Here is a 14,353-nt window from a genome sequence, read left to right as displayed (position 1 = left end):
ATCACGCCCTGTCCGCGACGCGTTCGCCGAGTAGCCCTTGGGGCCTCAGGAGGAGGACGAGGATGAGGAGCGCGAAGGCCCAGACGTCCTTCCAGGCGCCGCCGCCGAAGAGTTCCATTCCGGGTACGTCGGCCATGTAGCCGGTGGCGAGTGATTCGGCGACGCCGAGGACGATGCCGCCGAGCATGGCGCCGTAGATGTTGCCGATGCCGCCGAGGACGGCTGCGGTGAAGGCCTTGAGGCCCATGATGAAGCCCATTTTGAAGCCGACCTGGCCGTTGTGGAGGCCGTATCCGACTGCTGCGACGGCGGCGAACGCGGCACCGATGGCGAAGGCCATGACGATGATGCGGTCGGTGTTGATGCCCATCAGCTTGGCGGTGTCGGGGTCCTGGGCGGTGGCCTGCATGCCTCGGCCGGTGCGGGTCTTGTTGACGTAGAAGCCGAGCGCGAGCATGCAGACGGGTGCGGCGATGATCAGGAAGAGGTCACCGCGCTGGATGCTGATGCCGAAGACGTCGATGGCGTTGCCGGAGAACTGGGGGAAGGAACGGTCCTTCTTGGCTTCCGGGTACCACTTCCACACTGCTTGCTGGAGCAGGATGGACAGCCCGATGGCGGTGATCAGCGGGGCGAGGCGGGGTGCGCCGCGCAGTGGCCGGTAGGCGAAGCGTTCGGCTGCGGTGCCCACGGCGACGGAGCATATGATGCCGCCGATGATCATGAGGGGTATCGCGGCCAGGAGAGAGAATCCGCTGGGGAGCCAGAGGAAGACGGTGAGAGCGCCGAACCCTCCGACCATGAAGATCTCGCCGTGGGCGAAGTTGATGAGCTGGACGATTCCGTAGACCATCGTGTAGCCGATCGCGATGAGACCGTACATCGCGCCGAGGATGAGTCCATTGGCCAGCTGTTGCGGCAGTTCGTGCACCGCAGGGCCTCCGTGTGGGTGGTTCGGATATGGCGCCGCGCGGGAGCGCTCGTAGCGCTCCCGCGCGGTCGTGGTCAATGCCCTTGTCGTGCGGGCGGGGGAGACTTCGTGGCCGCCCGCACGGTGTGCGCCTACTTCTTGTACGCCTCGCTGAACTTCGGAACCCACTTGTTGGACTTGATCTCGTAGGCCGTCATCATGGTGTTCGTGGTGTCGCCGTACTCGTCGAACGAGACGGCGCCGGTCACGCCGTCGAACTTGACCTTGCTCATCGCGCCGAGGACCTTGGCGCGGGCATCGTCGGGCAGCTTGCCGTCGTTGTCGTCGGCAGCGACCTTGACCGCCTGGATGATGGACCACGTGGCGTCGTAGGTGCCGCCGCCGTAGGTCTCCATGTTCTCTTTGTAGCTCTTGTTGTACTGCGAGATGAAGGTCTTCGCGGAGTCGAGCTGCTCGACGGGCGCGCCGACGGAGGTGCCGAAGTCACCTTCGGCCTTCTTGTTGAGCTTGGGGAACTCGTCGCTCTTCATGCCGTCGCCGCCCATGAGCGGGATGTTGGCGCCGGTCTCCTTGAGCTGCTGGCTCAGGGGCGCCGCGGCGGGGTACTCACCGCCGTAGTAGACGGCCTTGGCGCCGGTCTTCTTCACCTTGGAGACGACGGACTTGAAGTCGCGGTCCTCGGGGTTGACGTGGTCGTTGCCGACGATGGTGCCGCCGAGCTCCGTGTAGGTGCTCTTGAAGGAGGCGGCGAGGCCCGCGCCGTAGGTCTTCTGGTCGTCGATCAGGTAGACCTTTTTGATCTTCGCCTTGCTGTACAGGTAGTTGGCGGCGAACTGGCCCTGGACCTGGTCGGTGGTGGCCGTGCGGAAGAAGGACTTGAAGGGGCGCTTCTTGTCGCCGGTCTTCCAGCCGTCGCCCTGGGTCAGCTCGGTTCCCGTGTTGGCGGGCGAGATCTGGGTGAGGTTGGCGTCGTTGAAGGGCTTCTGCATCGACTGCGAGACGCTGGAGTTCAGCGGGCCGACGACCCCGAGGACGTCCTTGTTGCTGATGAACTTCTGGGCGTTCTGGCCGCCGACGGAGGGCTGAGCCTGGTCGTCGAGGGGCTCGAGCTTGAACTCGACGCCGTCGACCAGGTTTTCCTTGTTCGCGTTCTTGACGGCCAGTTCGGCGGAGTTGCGCATGCCGATGCCGAGCGCGGAGAGGTCACCGGTGAGGGGGGCGTCGAAGCCTATGACTACGGTCTTCTTGTCCCCGTCGCTGCCCCCGTCCTTTTTGTCGTCGTCGCGCGAGCCGCAGGCGGTGAGGGTGAGTGCCCCGGTGGTCAATACCGTGGTGAGGAGGAGCACGGAACGGTTTCGCACGATTGGTCCTTTCCCTGGCGCGGCTCCTCTGCTGAGGTGCCGTGGAGATCGCCGGGCCGTACTGGTGGTGGTACAGGGCCGTGCAATTCAGTTCGCGCCCGGCGGCGCGGTGACTGGCCGTGACTCTAAACGCAGGTGAAGGGCTCGGGGAGAAGCTGGCAGAGGATGTGACTGTCTTGTTATCCGAGGTGAAACGGGGCGGGGCCCCACCTACGGCGTACACCACCAGTGGCGTCGCCAGGTGTCCACGTTGTGAGAACTTGCAGTTCCGCTAAGGGGCTTGAGGCGGTATTGCTACTGACATGGGCCGATGCGGCGCGGAAGCCCGTGCGGCTGCGCCGGGGTGCGGGCGGGCGCGGCGTGCGATGACGTGATCGAGGCCGGCGTATGTCGTGCTTGTTACGCAGGGTGAGGGGCGGCCGAGGAGCCCTGTGCAAAGCAGAGGGCCGCGCACCGTGATGCGCGGCCCTGTTTCCGTGCTGAAGGCGTCCCGCGTGTTTCTGTGCTGGAGGCGTCCCGCCTGTTTCTGTGCTGGAGGCGTACCGCCTGCGGGATCAGCCCGCCGAGCCGTTCGGCGCCACGTCGCGCAGCAGGCAGGTCAGGCGCGCGGTGCACACCCGCTTGTCCTGCTCGTCGCTGATCACGATCTCGTACGTCGCCGTGGAGCGGCCCCGGTGCACGGGCGTCGCCACGCCGGTGACCAGGCCCGAACGCGCGCCGCGGTGGTGCGTGCAGTTCAGGTCGACGCCTACGGCGAGCTTCTTGCTCCCGCCGTGCAGCATCGAGCCGACCGAGCCGAGGGTCTCGGCGAGCACGGCGGACGCGCCGCCGTGCAGCAGGCCGTACGGCTGGGTGTTGCCCTCGACCGGCATGGTGCCGACGACGCGGTCGGCGGAGGCCTCGATGATCTGGACGCCCATCCGGGTGCCGAGGTCGCCCGCGGAGAACAGGGCGGGCAGGTCGACGCCCAGCGCGGCGTACTCGTCGATGACCTCTTGCGGGAACTTCACGCTGTGCTGCTCACCCATCGGGCCCGGCTCCGTTCGTCGTCCTCACCTGTGGCTGAGCGAACGCTCAGTCGGTGCCCGATTGTTCCAGGCGCACGACGACGGACTTGCTGGCGGGGGTGTTGCTGGTGTCGGCGGTCGCGTCCAGCGGGATCAGTACGTTCGTCTCCGGGTAGTACGCCGCCGCGCAGCCACGGGCCGTCGGATAGTGCACGATCCGGAAGCCGGGCGCGCGCCGCTCGACGCCGTCCTTCCACTCGCTGACGAGGTCGGCGTACGACCCCTCGGCGAGGTTCAGCTCGCGGGCGTCCTCGGGGTTGACCAGGACGACACGGCGGCCGTTCTTGATGCCCCTGTAGCGGTCGTCAAGGCCGTAGATCGTGGTGTTGTACTGGTCGTGCGAGCGCAGCGTCTGGAGCAGCAGCCGCCCTTCGGGGAGGGCGGGGAACTCGACCGGCGCCGCGGTGAAGTTGGCCTTTCCGGTGGCCGTCGGGAAGCGGCGCTCGTCGCGCGGGGCGTGCGGCAGGGCGAAGCCCGCGGGGTCCGCCACCCGCGTGTTGAAGTCCTCGAAGCCGGGGATGACGCGCGCGATGCGGTCGCGCACCGTGGCGTAGTCCTTCTCGAACTCCTCCCAGGGCGTGGCCGATCCGGGTCCGAGGACACGGCGGGCGAGGCGGCACACGATGGCAGGCTCGGAGAGCAGGTGCGCGCTCGCGGGCTCCAGGCGGCCGCGGGACGCGTGCACCATGCCCATGGAGTCCTCGACGGTGACGAACTGCTCGCCGCTGCCCTGCAGATCGCGCTCGGTGCGGCCGAGGGTCGGCAGGATCAGGGCGCGTGCGCCCGTGACGGCGTGCGAGCGGTTCAGCTTCGTCGACACATGGACGGTCAGGCGGGCCTTGCGCATCGCCGCCTCCGTCACCTCCGTGTCCGGTGAGGCCGCCACGAAGTTGCCGCCCATCGCGAAGAACACCTTCGCCTCGCCGTCCCGCAGCGCCCTGATCGCGCGGACGACGTCGAAGCCGTGCTCGCGCGGCGGCGCGAAGCCGAACTCCTTCTCCAGGGCGTCCAGGAAGGCGGGCGCGGGCCGCTCGAAGATGCCCATCGTGCGGTCGCCCTGCACGTTGGAGTGCCCGCGCACCGGGCACACGCCCGCGCCGGGGCGGCCGATGTTGCCGCGCAGCAGAAGGAAGTTGACGACCTCGCGGATGGTCGGCACGGCGTGCTTGTGCTGCGTCAGGCCCATCGCCCAGCACACGACGGTGCGCTTGGAGGCGAGCACCATGGCGAGTGCTTCCTCGATGCGTTCGCGGGCCAGGCCGGTCGCGGCGAGGGTCTCGTCCCAGTCGGCGCCGCGCGCGGCCCCGGTGAACTCCTCGTACCCATGGGTGTGTTCGCGGATGAACTCCTCGTCGACCGCGCCTTCCGTCTCCAGGATGAGCTTGTTGAGGAGACGGAACAGCGCCTGGTCGCCACCGAGGCGGATCTGCAGGAAGAGATCGGTGAGGGCCGTGCCCTTGAACATGCCCTGCGGGGTCTGCGGGTTCTTGAAGCGCTCCAGGCCCGCCTCGGGCAGCGGATTGACCGTGATGATCTTCGCGCCGTTATTCTTCGCCTTCTCCAGGGCGGAGAGCATGCGCGGGTGGTTCGTGCCCGGGTTCTGCCCGGCCACGATGATCAGGTCCGACTTGTAGAGGTCTTCGAGGAGGACGCTGCCCTTGCCGACGCCGATCGTCTCGGTGAGCGCGGAGCCCGACGACTCGTGACACATGTTCGAGCAGTCGGGGAGGTTGTTCGTGCCCAGCTCGCGGGCGAACAGCTGGTACAGGAACGCCGCTTCGTTGCTGGTGCGGCCCGACGTGTAGAAGACGGACTCGTCCGGGCTGTCCAGCGCGGCCAGTTCCTCGGCGACGATGTCGAAGGCCCGCTCCCAGGAGACGGCTTCATAGCGCTCGGCGCCCTGCGCCAGATACATCGGGCGGGTGAGGCGGCCCTGCTGCCCCAGCCAGTACCCACTGCGGGTGGCGAGGTCGGCCACGGGGTGCGCGGCGAAGAAGTCGGGGGTGACGCGGCGCAGGGTGGCTTCCTCGGCGACCGCCTTCGCGCCGTTCTCGCAGAACTCCGCCTTGTGCCGGTGCTCCGGCTCGGGCCAGGCGCAGCCGGGGCAGTCGAAGCCGTCCTTCTGATTGACCCGCAGCAGGGTCAGCGCCGTGCGGCGCACCCCCATCTGCTGCTGGGCCATGCGCAGGGTGTGACCGATGGCGGGGAGGCCGGCCGCCGCGTGCTGCGCCTGCGCGACCTGCGGCGCGTCCTGGACCGGATCACCCTTGGGCGGCTTGCTTGCCATGGTCGGCTCCCCTTCGAGCACGTACGTGAGCTACGTCTTCGATCCTCCCACGCGGCACTGACAGTGCGGCGGCGGGTGAGGGTTGGACCGGAGTGTCAGTGGGGCGTGGCAGGATCGGGGACGTGGCAGAAAAAGCAGCGAAGAAGAAGTCCGAGACCGCGACGAAGCCGAGTGGCGAGCAGCGTCCGCGCCTGCTCCTCATGGACGGGCACTCCCTGGCCTACCGGGCGTTCTTCGCGCTGCCCGCGGAGAATTTCACGACGGCGACGGGCCAGCCGACGAACGCGATCTACGGCTTCGCGTCCATGCTGGCGAACACGCTGCGCGACGAGGCGCCCACGCACTTCGCGGTGGCGTTCGACGTCTCGCGCAAGACCTGGCGCTCCTCGGAGTTCCCGGAGTACAAGGCGAACCGCTCCAAGACCCCGGACGAGTTCAAGGGCCAGGTCGAGCTGATCGGCGAGGTGCTCGACTCGATGAACGCCGTGCGGTTCGCGGTGGACGGCTTCGAGGCGGACGACGTCATCGCCACGCTCGCCACCCAGGCGGAGGCGGACGGCTTCGAGGTCCTGATCGTCACGGGCGACCGCGACTCCTTCCAGCTGATCAGCGACCACGTGACCGTGCTGTACCCGACCAAGGGCGTATCGGAGCTGACGCGCTTCACCCCGGAGAAGGTCGTCGAGAAGTACGGCCTCACGCCCAGCCAGTATCCGGACTTCGCGGCCCTGCGCGGCGACCCGTCGGACAACCTCCCCGGCATCCCCGGTGTCGGCGAGAAGACCGCCGCGAAGTGGATCAACCAGTTCGGTTCGTTCGCGGATCTCGTCGAGCGAGCGGACGAGGTCAAGGGCAAGGCCGGGCAGAACTTCCGCGACCACCTGGACGCGGTGAAGCTGAACCGCCGTCTCACGGAGATGGTGCGCGACGTCGAACTCCCCAAGACGATCAGCGACCTCCAGCGCGCTCCGTACGACCGCACGGCCCTCGCCCTGGTCCTCGACACCCTGGAGATCCGCAACCCCTCGCTGCGCGAGCGCCTCCTCGCCGTCGACCCCGGCGCGGAGGAGGCCGATGAGACCCCGGCCGAGCCCGGCGTCGAGCTGGACGGCACCGTGATCGGCGCGGGCGAGCTCGGCCCCTGGCTCGCCGAGCACGGCAAGGCGGTCCTCGGTATGGCCACGGTCGACACCTGGCAGCTCGGCGCGGGCTCGGTGACCGAGGTGGCCCTCGCGGCGGCCGGGGGAGCGGCGGCCTGGTTCGACCCCTCCCGCCTGGACGAGTCCGACGAGAACGCGTTCGCGGCATGGGTCCGTGACCCGAAGAAGCCCAAGGTCCTGCACAACGCCAAGGCCGTGATGCGGGTCTTCCCCGAGCACGGCTGGACCGTGAACGGCGTCAGCATGGACACCGCGCTCGCCGCGTACCTGGTCAAGCCGGGCCGCCGCTCCTTCGCCCTTGACGCGCTCTCGCTGGAGTACCTCGGCCGGGAGCTCGCCCCCGCTTCGGCGCCGGACGGACAGCTCTCCTTCGGTACAGAAGAGGACGACCAAGCCGAGGCCGACGCGCTGATGTCGCAGGCCCGCACGATCCTCGACCTGGGCACGGCCTTCGGCGAGAAACTGCCGCAGGTCGGTGCGGGCAACCTCCTGAAGGACATCGAACTGCCGACGTCCATCCTCCTGGCCCGCCTGGAGCGGCACGGCATCGCGGCGGACCGCGCCCACCTGGAGGCGATGGAGCAGCAGTTCGCCGGCGCCGTGCAGCAGGCGGTGAAGGAGGCGCACGCGGCGGCCGGGCACGAGTTCAACCTCGGCTCGCCCAAGCAGCTCCAGGAAGTCCTCTTCGGCGAGCTGAACCTCCCCAAGACGAAGAAGACCAAGACCGGGTACACCACGGACGCGGACGCCCTGGCCTGGCTCGCGGCCCAGACCGAGAACGAACTGCCGGTCATCATGCTGCGCCACCGCGAGCAGGCGAAGCTCCGCGTCACGGTCGAGGGCCTGATCAAGTCGATCGCCGCGGACCACCGCCTTCACACCACGTTCAACCAGACGGTGGCGGCGACGGGCCGCCTGTCGTCCACCGAGCCGAACCTCCAGAACATCCCGGTCCGCACGGACGAGGGCCGGGCGATCCGCCGCGGTTTCGTGGTCGGCGAGGGCTTCGAGTCCCTGATGACCGCGGACTACAGCCAGATCGAACTGCGGGTGATGGCCCACCTCTCCGAGGACGAGGGCCTCCTGGAGGCGTTCGCGTCGGGCGAGGACCTGCACACCACGGTCGCCTCGCAGGTGTTCGGCGTGGAGCGCTCCGGTGTCGACGCCGAGATGCGCCGCAAGATCAAGGCCATGTCGTACGGCCTGGCGTACGGCCTGTCGGCGTTCGGTCTCTCCCAGCAGCTGAACATCGAGGCGGGCGAGGCACGCGCGCTGATGGACACCTACTTCGAGCGGTTCGGCGGCGTCCGCGACTATCTGCGCCGAGCCGTCGACGAGGCCCGCGCGACGGGCTACACAGAGACGATGCTGGGCCGCCGCCGCTATCTCCCCGACCTCAACAGCGACAACCGCCAGCGCCGCGAGATGGCCGAGCGGATGGCCCTGAACGCGCCCATCCAGGGCACGGCGGCGGACATCGTCAAGATCGCCATGCTGAACGTCGACAGCGCGCTTCAGAAGGCGGATCTGAGGTCGCGGATGCTGCTCCAGGTCCACGACGAAATCGTCCTGGAGATCGCCGCGGGCGAGCGCGCTCAGGTCGAGGAGATCGTCCGCCGCGAGATGGCGGGCGCGGCGTCGCTTCGGGCTCCCCTGGATGTCTCGGTGGGCGTGGGCGCGGACTGGGAGTCGGCCGCACACTGACCGCGTCGGGCCTGGGCGGGCCCACGCCCCTCCCGGGACACCGCTCGAACAACACTCGGCCAACCGGTGAAAATCGGGCGCGAACGGGTGTCTGGGCGCTGGAAGTTGTCGTAGTGTCGCCTGAGTCGGCCCGCAGGGGAGCACGAGAGTGCGGGCGGCGGCACGCAGAGTCGTCCAGGGGAGGGGTCCACGGTCATGGCGGCGGTATTCGGCAGGCGGTTGCGCAGGGGAGCGGTGACCACCGCGGTCGCCGCGGCGGCGGTGGCGGCGCTCGCGGCGTCCCAGGCCCCGGGCGTGACGGACATCCCTCGCGACGAGCGGGCGGGAGCGTCCGGCGCCACGCCACCGGCCGAGGACTCCGCGACCGGCAACTCGCCGTACTACACCGACCTGCCGGAGCTGAAAAGCCCGGTCCCGCCGACCGGAGCGCCGGAGGGCAGCAGCGACGCGAAGGACGCGGGCCTGCCGGCCACCGTCCTCGACGCGTACAAGAAGGCCGAGGCGTCCCTCGCCACCTCCAAGCCGGGCTGCAACCTCCCCTGGCAACTGCTCGCCGCGATAGGCAAGGTCGAGTCGGGCCAGGCACGCGGCGGCCGTGTGGACGCGAACGGCACGACGCTCGCCCCGATCCTCGGCCCGGTCCTCAACGGCAACGGCTTCGCGAAGATCACGGACACCGACAACGGCGCGTACGACGACGACAAGACGCACGACCGCGCGGTCGGCCCCATGCAGTTCATCCCCTCCACGTGGGACACCTGGGCGCAGGACGGCAACGCGGACGGCAAGAAGGACCCGAACAACATCTACGACGCCGCGCTCGCCGCCGGCCGCTATCTCTGCGCCGGCGACCGCGATCTGTCCGTCCAGGGCGATCTCAACAAGGCGATCCTGAGCTACAACCACTCCACGGAGTACCTGAACACGGTCCTGACGTGGCTGGAGTTCTACCGCAAGGGCACCCACGAGATCCCCGACGGCACGGGCGTCCTGCCGACCGACCGCAGCGACGTCAACACCCCGGGCGCGAGCCCGAGTCCGACGCCTCCGGCGTCCGGTTCGCCCTCGCCCCACCCTTCGCCGAAGCCGCCCGGCTCCGGATCCGGGTCCGGGTCCGGCAAACCGAACAAACCGAGCAAGCCCGGCAACGGCGGTGGCAGCACCAGCCCGACCCCGCCGTCGAACGGCGGCGGCTCCGAGACCCCCGCGCCCCCCACGCCCGCCGAGCGCGTGGCGAGCCTGAAGGACGCGGGCACCGGCAAGCTCTCCGCGACGGCGGGCGACTCCTTCGCCGAGCGTGTCGAGGTGCGTACGCAGTCCACTTCGGGTTCGGCGGTGGCCAAGGCCAAGGTGAAGTTCGCGATCGTCGGCGACACCGACGCTCGCTTCCCGGGCGGCGCCACCACCGCGACCGTCACCACGAGCGCCACGGGCAAAGCCACCGCGCCGGCGCTCAAGGCGGGGGAGAAGACGGGCGAGTTCACGGTGCGCGCCACCGTCGTCGGGCGTTCGCTGCCCGGCATCGACTACACGGCAACGGTCACCGCGCGTCAGGCCGACGCCCTGGCCAGGACCAGCGACAAGGCGCTGACCTGCGCGCCGGGCGCCGAGTTTGCCGACCAGGTGGAGGTCAAGGCGACGTACAAGGGAGCGGCCGCCGACCGGGTCGCGGCCACCGCCACCATGATCAAGTCGGCGGGCGACGCCACGGCCAACGACAAGGGCCCGTACTTCAAGGACGCGGACGGCAAGCCCGTCCGCACCCTCAAGACCCTGAAGACGGACGCGAACGGCGTGCTGAAGCTCCCGAAGATGTACGCCGACGACACGGCGGGCACGTTCCTGCTCCGCGTCACCACCGCGGGCGGCGCGACGCTCACGGTCGAACTGAAGGTGGCGGCTCCGGCGGCCTAGCCGCACAGGCACGTCCTGCATGCAACGCCCCTGCGCCCGCCCGGCGCAGGGGCGTTCGTCTGTGTGCAACGTGTTCTCATCTCGCCGCCGCGTTGCTACGGTGCCCCAGCCCTGACGCCCTGTCAGCTCATGGTCCGTCAACGTTTTCCCGCCTCGGGAGGATCCGCATGCGCGCTCTCATCGCCGCCGCGACCGGACTTGCCGTCGCCCTCGCCCTGGTCCTGACGATCACGGCCATGGGCTCCCCGCCCGGCGAGACATCGCCCGAGCCACTGCTCACCACCGTCCCCAAGCACCCATGAGCGCCCGTCCACCGGCACCCATGACCGCCAACCGCCCGTCTCCGTAGGGAGGGCCGCCGCGATGCGCCGCAAGGCCAGCCTGATCCTGCTCGCCTTCGCCGTGTTCTTCACGGCGATGTCCCCGCTGATGCGCTGGTACGCCTTCCCGCGCCTTGCCAAGATCCCGCCCAGCCAGTACCAGGAGGCGGTGCTCGAGGCGAAGAACCCCACCCTCGTCGACTACGGCACCATGACGGCCAAGAAGGTCTCCAAGGTCACCGTCGTACAGACCCTCAAGGGCAACGTGGAGGCCTCGGAGAAGATCGAGAAGACCGATGAGGACTCTTCCCGCGACGTCGTCGTCTGGGACGCCCTCTCCTACGTCCAGGGCCCCGACGGCAAGATGGTCTCCAAGGTCCCCGAGCGCTACATCTTCGACGCGCACAGCCAGGAACCGGTGCACGCCGCCGGCGAGATGGTCGACGGCGACGCGGTCAAACGCCAGGGCATCGAGTTCAAGTGGCCCTTCCTGACCGAGAAGCGGGACTACGAGTACTTCGATGCCCAGGCCCGCGTCACCAAGCCCATCCATTACAAGGGCACCCAGACGTTCCGCGGCGTGAAGGTCTACTACTTCGAGCAGACCATCCCCTGGACCAAGGTCCCCATGCCCAAGACGATGCCCATCAAGGGCATCACTCCGGAGTCCCTCGACAAGACGGGCACGACGCGCTGGTACACGACCATCCGCAAGTTCTGGGTCGAGCCGACCACCGGGGCGCCCGTCTACGGAGAAGAGATCCAGAAGAACGAGCTGCGCGGCGGCACACTCCTCGGCGACCGCGACAAGGTCACCGTCTTCGCCGGGCACGTGAAGATGCGCGAGGACTACATCAAGGACACGGTCGACCTGGTGAAGTCCCAGCGCGTCCTCGTCCTCCTCATGACGTCCTATCTGCCCTGGGGCTTCCTCGGTCTCGGCCTGCTCCTGCTCGCGCTCTCCCTCTGGCTCGAGGCCCGCAGCCGCAGGCCCGGCGAGCCCGAACCCACGGCGGCGCCCGAACCGGAACCGGTCAACGCCTGAGCCGCGCGTTGGTGAACCGAGTCGCCTGCGCCGCCGCCGGATCCTCCGGCCACGGATGCTTCGGATAACGCCCGCGCAGCTCGGCCCGCACGGCCCGGTAGCCGTCCCTCCAGAAGGACGCGAGATCGGCGGTGACGGCGGCGGGGCGCCCGGCGGGGGACAGCAGATGCACGAGGAGAGGCACGGCGCCGTCCGCGATGCGGGGGGTCTCGGCGAGCCCGAACATCTCCTGCAACTTCACCGCGAGGACGGGCTGTTCGGGCTCGGCGTAGTCGATCCGGATCCTGGACCCACTGGGCACCGTCACCCGCTCCGGGGCGAGCGCGTCGAGGCGGGTGGCTTCGCCGGTGGCCCAGGGCAGCAGCCGGTTGAGCGCCTGGCCCGCGTCGATGCGGCGCAGATCGGCCCGGCGCCGCGCCTTCGAAAGCTCGGGCTCCAGCCACTCGTCCACGCGCGCGTGCAGGGCGTCTTCGGACACGTCGGGCCAGGGCGCACCGAGATGCCGGTGCAGAAAGGCCAGCCGCTCGCGCAACTCCCGCGCGCCCTGGGACCAGTGCAGGAGAGAGGTCCCTTCCTCCTTGAGCCCCGCCAGGAGCCCTTCGCGTACGAGGCCGGGGGCGGGCTTCTTGAGGGGCCGCACCGTCAGCTCCACGGCCCCGAGCCGCTCGATGTGCCGCGCCACGAGGTCCCCGTCGGCCCAGGCGACCTCGTCCCCTTCGCCGTACAGGGGTGCCGCCGCGCTCCGGGCGGCGTCCTCGTCGATGTGCCCGCCGAGCAGCACGCGCGCGTGCCCCGCGCCCACGGGCCGGTCGGCGACGGCCACGGAGATCCACTCGGCGCCGGTGAGCGCGGACCCGGGCCGCACCTCGGCGCGGGTCCCGTTCACCATGAGGTACGTCCCGTCTCCCACCTGCCGGGCGACCCGCTCGGGGAACGCGAGGGCGGCGACGAGGCCTGCGACCTGTTCATCGCCCCTGTCGTGCTTGTCTGCTCCGGGGATACGGGTGGGCGCAGAGGCCGCTGCCGGGTCCGGGGTACCAGCTCCGGGAGGCGACGCTCCCGCAGCGGCAAGACGCCGCACCTCCGTGCGCCAACGCGCCGCGTAACCGTCACCGCCCCGCCGGGCCGCGCGCCAGGCCGCCGCCAGGTCATCCCCGTACTCACGAGGGGGCTCCTCGCTGAGCAGGGCCACCACCTCGGCGGCGCGGCGCGCCCCGACGAGGGGAGCCGCGTCCAGCAGCGCCCGCGCCAGGCGGGGGTGCAGCCCGACCCGCGCCATCCGCGCCCCGCGGTCCGTGACCTGCCCCGACTCCGGGGACACCGCGCCGACCGCCGTCAGGACGGACCGCGCAGCGGCCATCGCCCCACCCGGCGGGGGGTCCAGCAGCGCGAGCCCGGAGGCGTCAGGATCCCCCCAGCAGGCCGCCTGCAGGGCGAACGCGGAAAGGTCGGCCAGCTTGATCTCCGGCGCCGGAAAGCGCGGCAGACGCCCGTCCTCGGCCTCCGCCCAGCACCGGTACACGGCCCCCGGCGCCTCACGTCCCGCACGGCCCGCCCGCTGCCGGCCCGACGCCTGCGAAGCCCGTACCGTCGTCAGCGCGCTCAGCCCCCGCGCGTGGTCGACGCGCGGCTCACGCGCGAGCCCCGAGTCGACGACGACCCGCACCCCGGGCACCGTAAGCGAGGACTCGGCCACCGACGTCGCGAGGACAACCCGGCGCGCGCCCGGCGCCGAGCCCGCGAGCACCGAATCCTGCACCGCGGCAGGCGCCCGCCCGTGCACCTGTAGGACCTCGGCCGGCACGTCCGCCAACTGACCGGCCACGCGCGCGATCTCGCCGACCCCGGGCAGGAAGCACAGCACGTCCCCGTCCCGCTCGGCGAGCGCACGCCGCACCACCGACGCCACATGCGTGAGCAGCACCGGATCCACCCGCATCCCGTGTGCCGGCCGCACCGGGCGCGCGGGCGGCGCCCAGACGACCTCCACCGGATGCGAGACCCCGTGGGCCTCCACCACGGGAGCGTCCCCGAGGATCCGCGCCCACCCCGCGGCGTCCGTCGTCGCGGACGCCGCCACAAGCCGCAACTCGGGCCGCAGCGCGGCCCGTACGTCGACCAGGAACGCCGCCACGGTGTCGGCGTCCAGATGCCGTTCATGGCACTCGTCGATGATCACCACGTCGACGCCCGCCAGCTCCTGGTCCCGCTGAATCCGCTGCAGCAGCACACCCGTCGTGACGACCTCCACGCGCGCGTCGCGCCCGACCACACGCTCGCCGCGCACCGTGTACCCGACGCTCTCCCCGACCTTCTCGCCGAGCAGCCACGCCATCCGGCGCGCGGCGGCCCGAGCGGCGATGCGCCGTGGCTCGGCGACCACCACACGACGTACCGGCGCGTCCCCGAGCAGCCCGGCGAGCGCCAGCGGCACCAGCGTCGTCTTGCCCGTCCCCGGCGGCGCGCACAGCACGGCGCTGCCCGGCCCCTCCAGAGCGGTACGCAGCGCGGGCAGCGCGCCGCTCACGGGCAGGTCCAGGGCGTCGTTACGGAGACGGATCACG

Annotated in this window: 9 protein-coding genes; 4 read left to right on the top strand and 5 right to left on the bottom strand. The window is 70.2% G+C overall.

The genetic code is table 11. The features are described 5' to 3' along the window. Nucleotide 1: 1 nt before the first annotated feature. The 4 genes from ACGFX9_RS01270 to ACGFX9_RS01255 all read right to left on the bottom strand — a co-directional run bounded on the left by ACGFX9_RS01270 (nt 2) and on the right by ACGFX9_RS01255 (nt 5,646). Complete coding sequence (locus ACGFX9_RS01270) at nt 2-931, bottom strand: branched-chain amino acid ABC transporter permease (protein ID WP_393463133.1); 930 nt, start codon at nt 929-931, stop codon at nt 2-4. A 131-nt stretch (nt 932-1,062) separates the two neighbouring features. Then, a complete protein-coding gene (locus tag ACGFX9_RS01265; protein ID WP_393465504.1) occupies nt 1,063-2,277 on the bottom strand; it encodes a branched-chain amino acid ABC transporter substrate-binding protein in 1,215 nt (404 codons plus the stop codon). A gap of 569 nt (nt 2,278-2,846) precedes the next feature. Next, the gene (locus ACGFX9_RS01260) at nt 2,847-3,320 is read right to left on the bottom strand and encodes a PaaI family thioesterase (RefSeq protein ID WP_393463132.1); all 474 of its coding nucleotides are present in this window, start codon (nt 3,318-3,320) and stop codon (nt 2,847-2,849) included. A gap of 46 nt (nt 3,321-3,366) precedes the next feature. Further along, nucleotides 3,367-5,646, bottom strand: a complete 2,280-nt coding sequence (locus ACGFX9_RS01255; protein ID WP_393463131.1) for an FdhF/YdeP family oxidoreductase — start codon at nt 5,644-5,646, stop codon at nt 3,367-3,369. 122 nt (nt 5,647-5,768) lie between these two features. On the opposite strand from ACGFX9_RS01255, the gene polA reads away from it, so the two are divergent. The 4 genes from polA to ACGFX9_RS01235 all read left to right on the top strand — a co-directional run bounded on the left by polA (nt 5,769) and on the right by ACGFX9_RS01235 (nt 11,789). Continuing rightward, entirely contained in the window at nt 5,769-8,510 is a 2,742-nt protein-coding gene (gene polA, locus ACGFX9_RS01250; RefSeq protein WP_393463130.1) for a DNA polymerase I, read from the top strand. A 195-nt stretch (nt 8,511-8,705) separates the two neighbouring features. Continuing rightward, nucleotides 8,706-10,424 (top strand): lytic transglycosylase domain-containing protein, encoded by a 1,719-nt coding sequence (locus ACGFX9_RS01245; protein WP_393463129.1) that lies wholly within the window; start codon nt 8,706-8,708, stop codon nt 10,422-10,424. Between the two features lie 167 nt (nt 10,425-10,591). Further along, entirely contained in the window at nt 10,592-10,726 is a 135-nt protein-coding gene (locus ACGFX9_RS01240) for an SPW_0924 family protein (RefSeq protein WP_393463128.1), read from the top strand. Nucleotides 10,727-10,787: 61 nt separating this feature from the next. Then, complete coding sequence (locus ACGFX9_RS01235; protein WP_393463127.1) at nt 10,788-11,789, top strand: DUF3068 domain-containing protein; 1,002 nt, start codon at nt 10,788-10,790, stop codon at nt 11,787-11,789. On the opposite strand, the gene hrpB is transcribed toward ACGFX9_RS01235, so the two are convergent. After that, nucleotides 11,779-14,352: an ATP-dependent helicase HrpB gene (hrpB, locus tag ACGFX9_RS01230; protein WP_393463126.1), complete on the bottom strand. Its 2,574-nt coding sequence runs from the start codon at nt 14,350-14,352 to the stop codon at nt 11,779-11,781. The genes ACGFX9_RS01235 and hrpB overlap by 11 nt on opposite strands. Between the last annotated feature and the right edge of the window lies 1 nt (nt 14,353).

This window comes from Streptomyces sp. NPDC048436 (assembly GCF_043200355.1).
Classification (GTDB): Bacteria; Actinomycetota; Actinomycetes; order Streptomycetales; family Streptomycetaceae; genus Streptomyces.
The sequence above is the reverse complement of the archived record's forward strand: the minus strand, read 5'-3'. Positions and strand labels throughout refer to the sequence as shown.

Excerpts from the sequence above, each read along its gene's own strand:
- ACGFX9_RS01260 (WP_393463132.1), bottom strand. The coding sequence starts at position 3,320 with ATGGGTGAGCAGCACAGCGTGAAGTTCCCGCAAGAGGTCATCGACGAG.
- ACGFX9_RS01255 (WP_393463131.1), bottom strand. The coding sequence starts at position 5,646 with ATGGCAAGCAAGCCGCCCAAGGGTGATCCGGTCCAGGACGCGCCGCAG.
- ACGFX9_RS01245 (WP_393463129.1), top strand. The coding sequence starts at position 8,706 with ATGGCGGCGGTATTCGGCAGGCGGTTGCGCAGGGGAGCGGTGACCACC.
- ACGFX9_RS01240 (WP_393463128.1), top strand. The coding sequence starts at position 10,592 with ATGCGCGCTCTCATCGCCGCCGCGACCGGACTTGCCGTCGCCCTCGCC.
- ACGFX9_RS01235 (WP_393463127.1), top strand. The coding sequence starts at position 10,788 with ATGCGCCGCAAGGCCAGCCTGATCCTGCTCGCCTTCGCCGTGTTCTTC.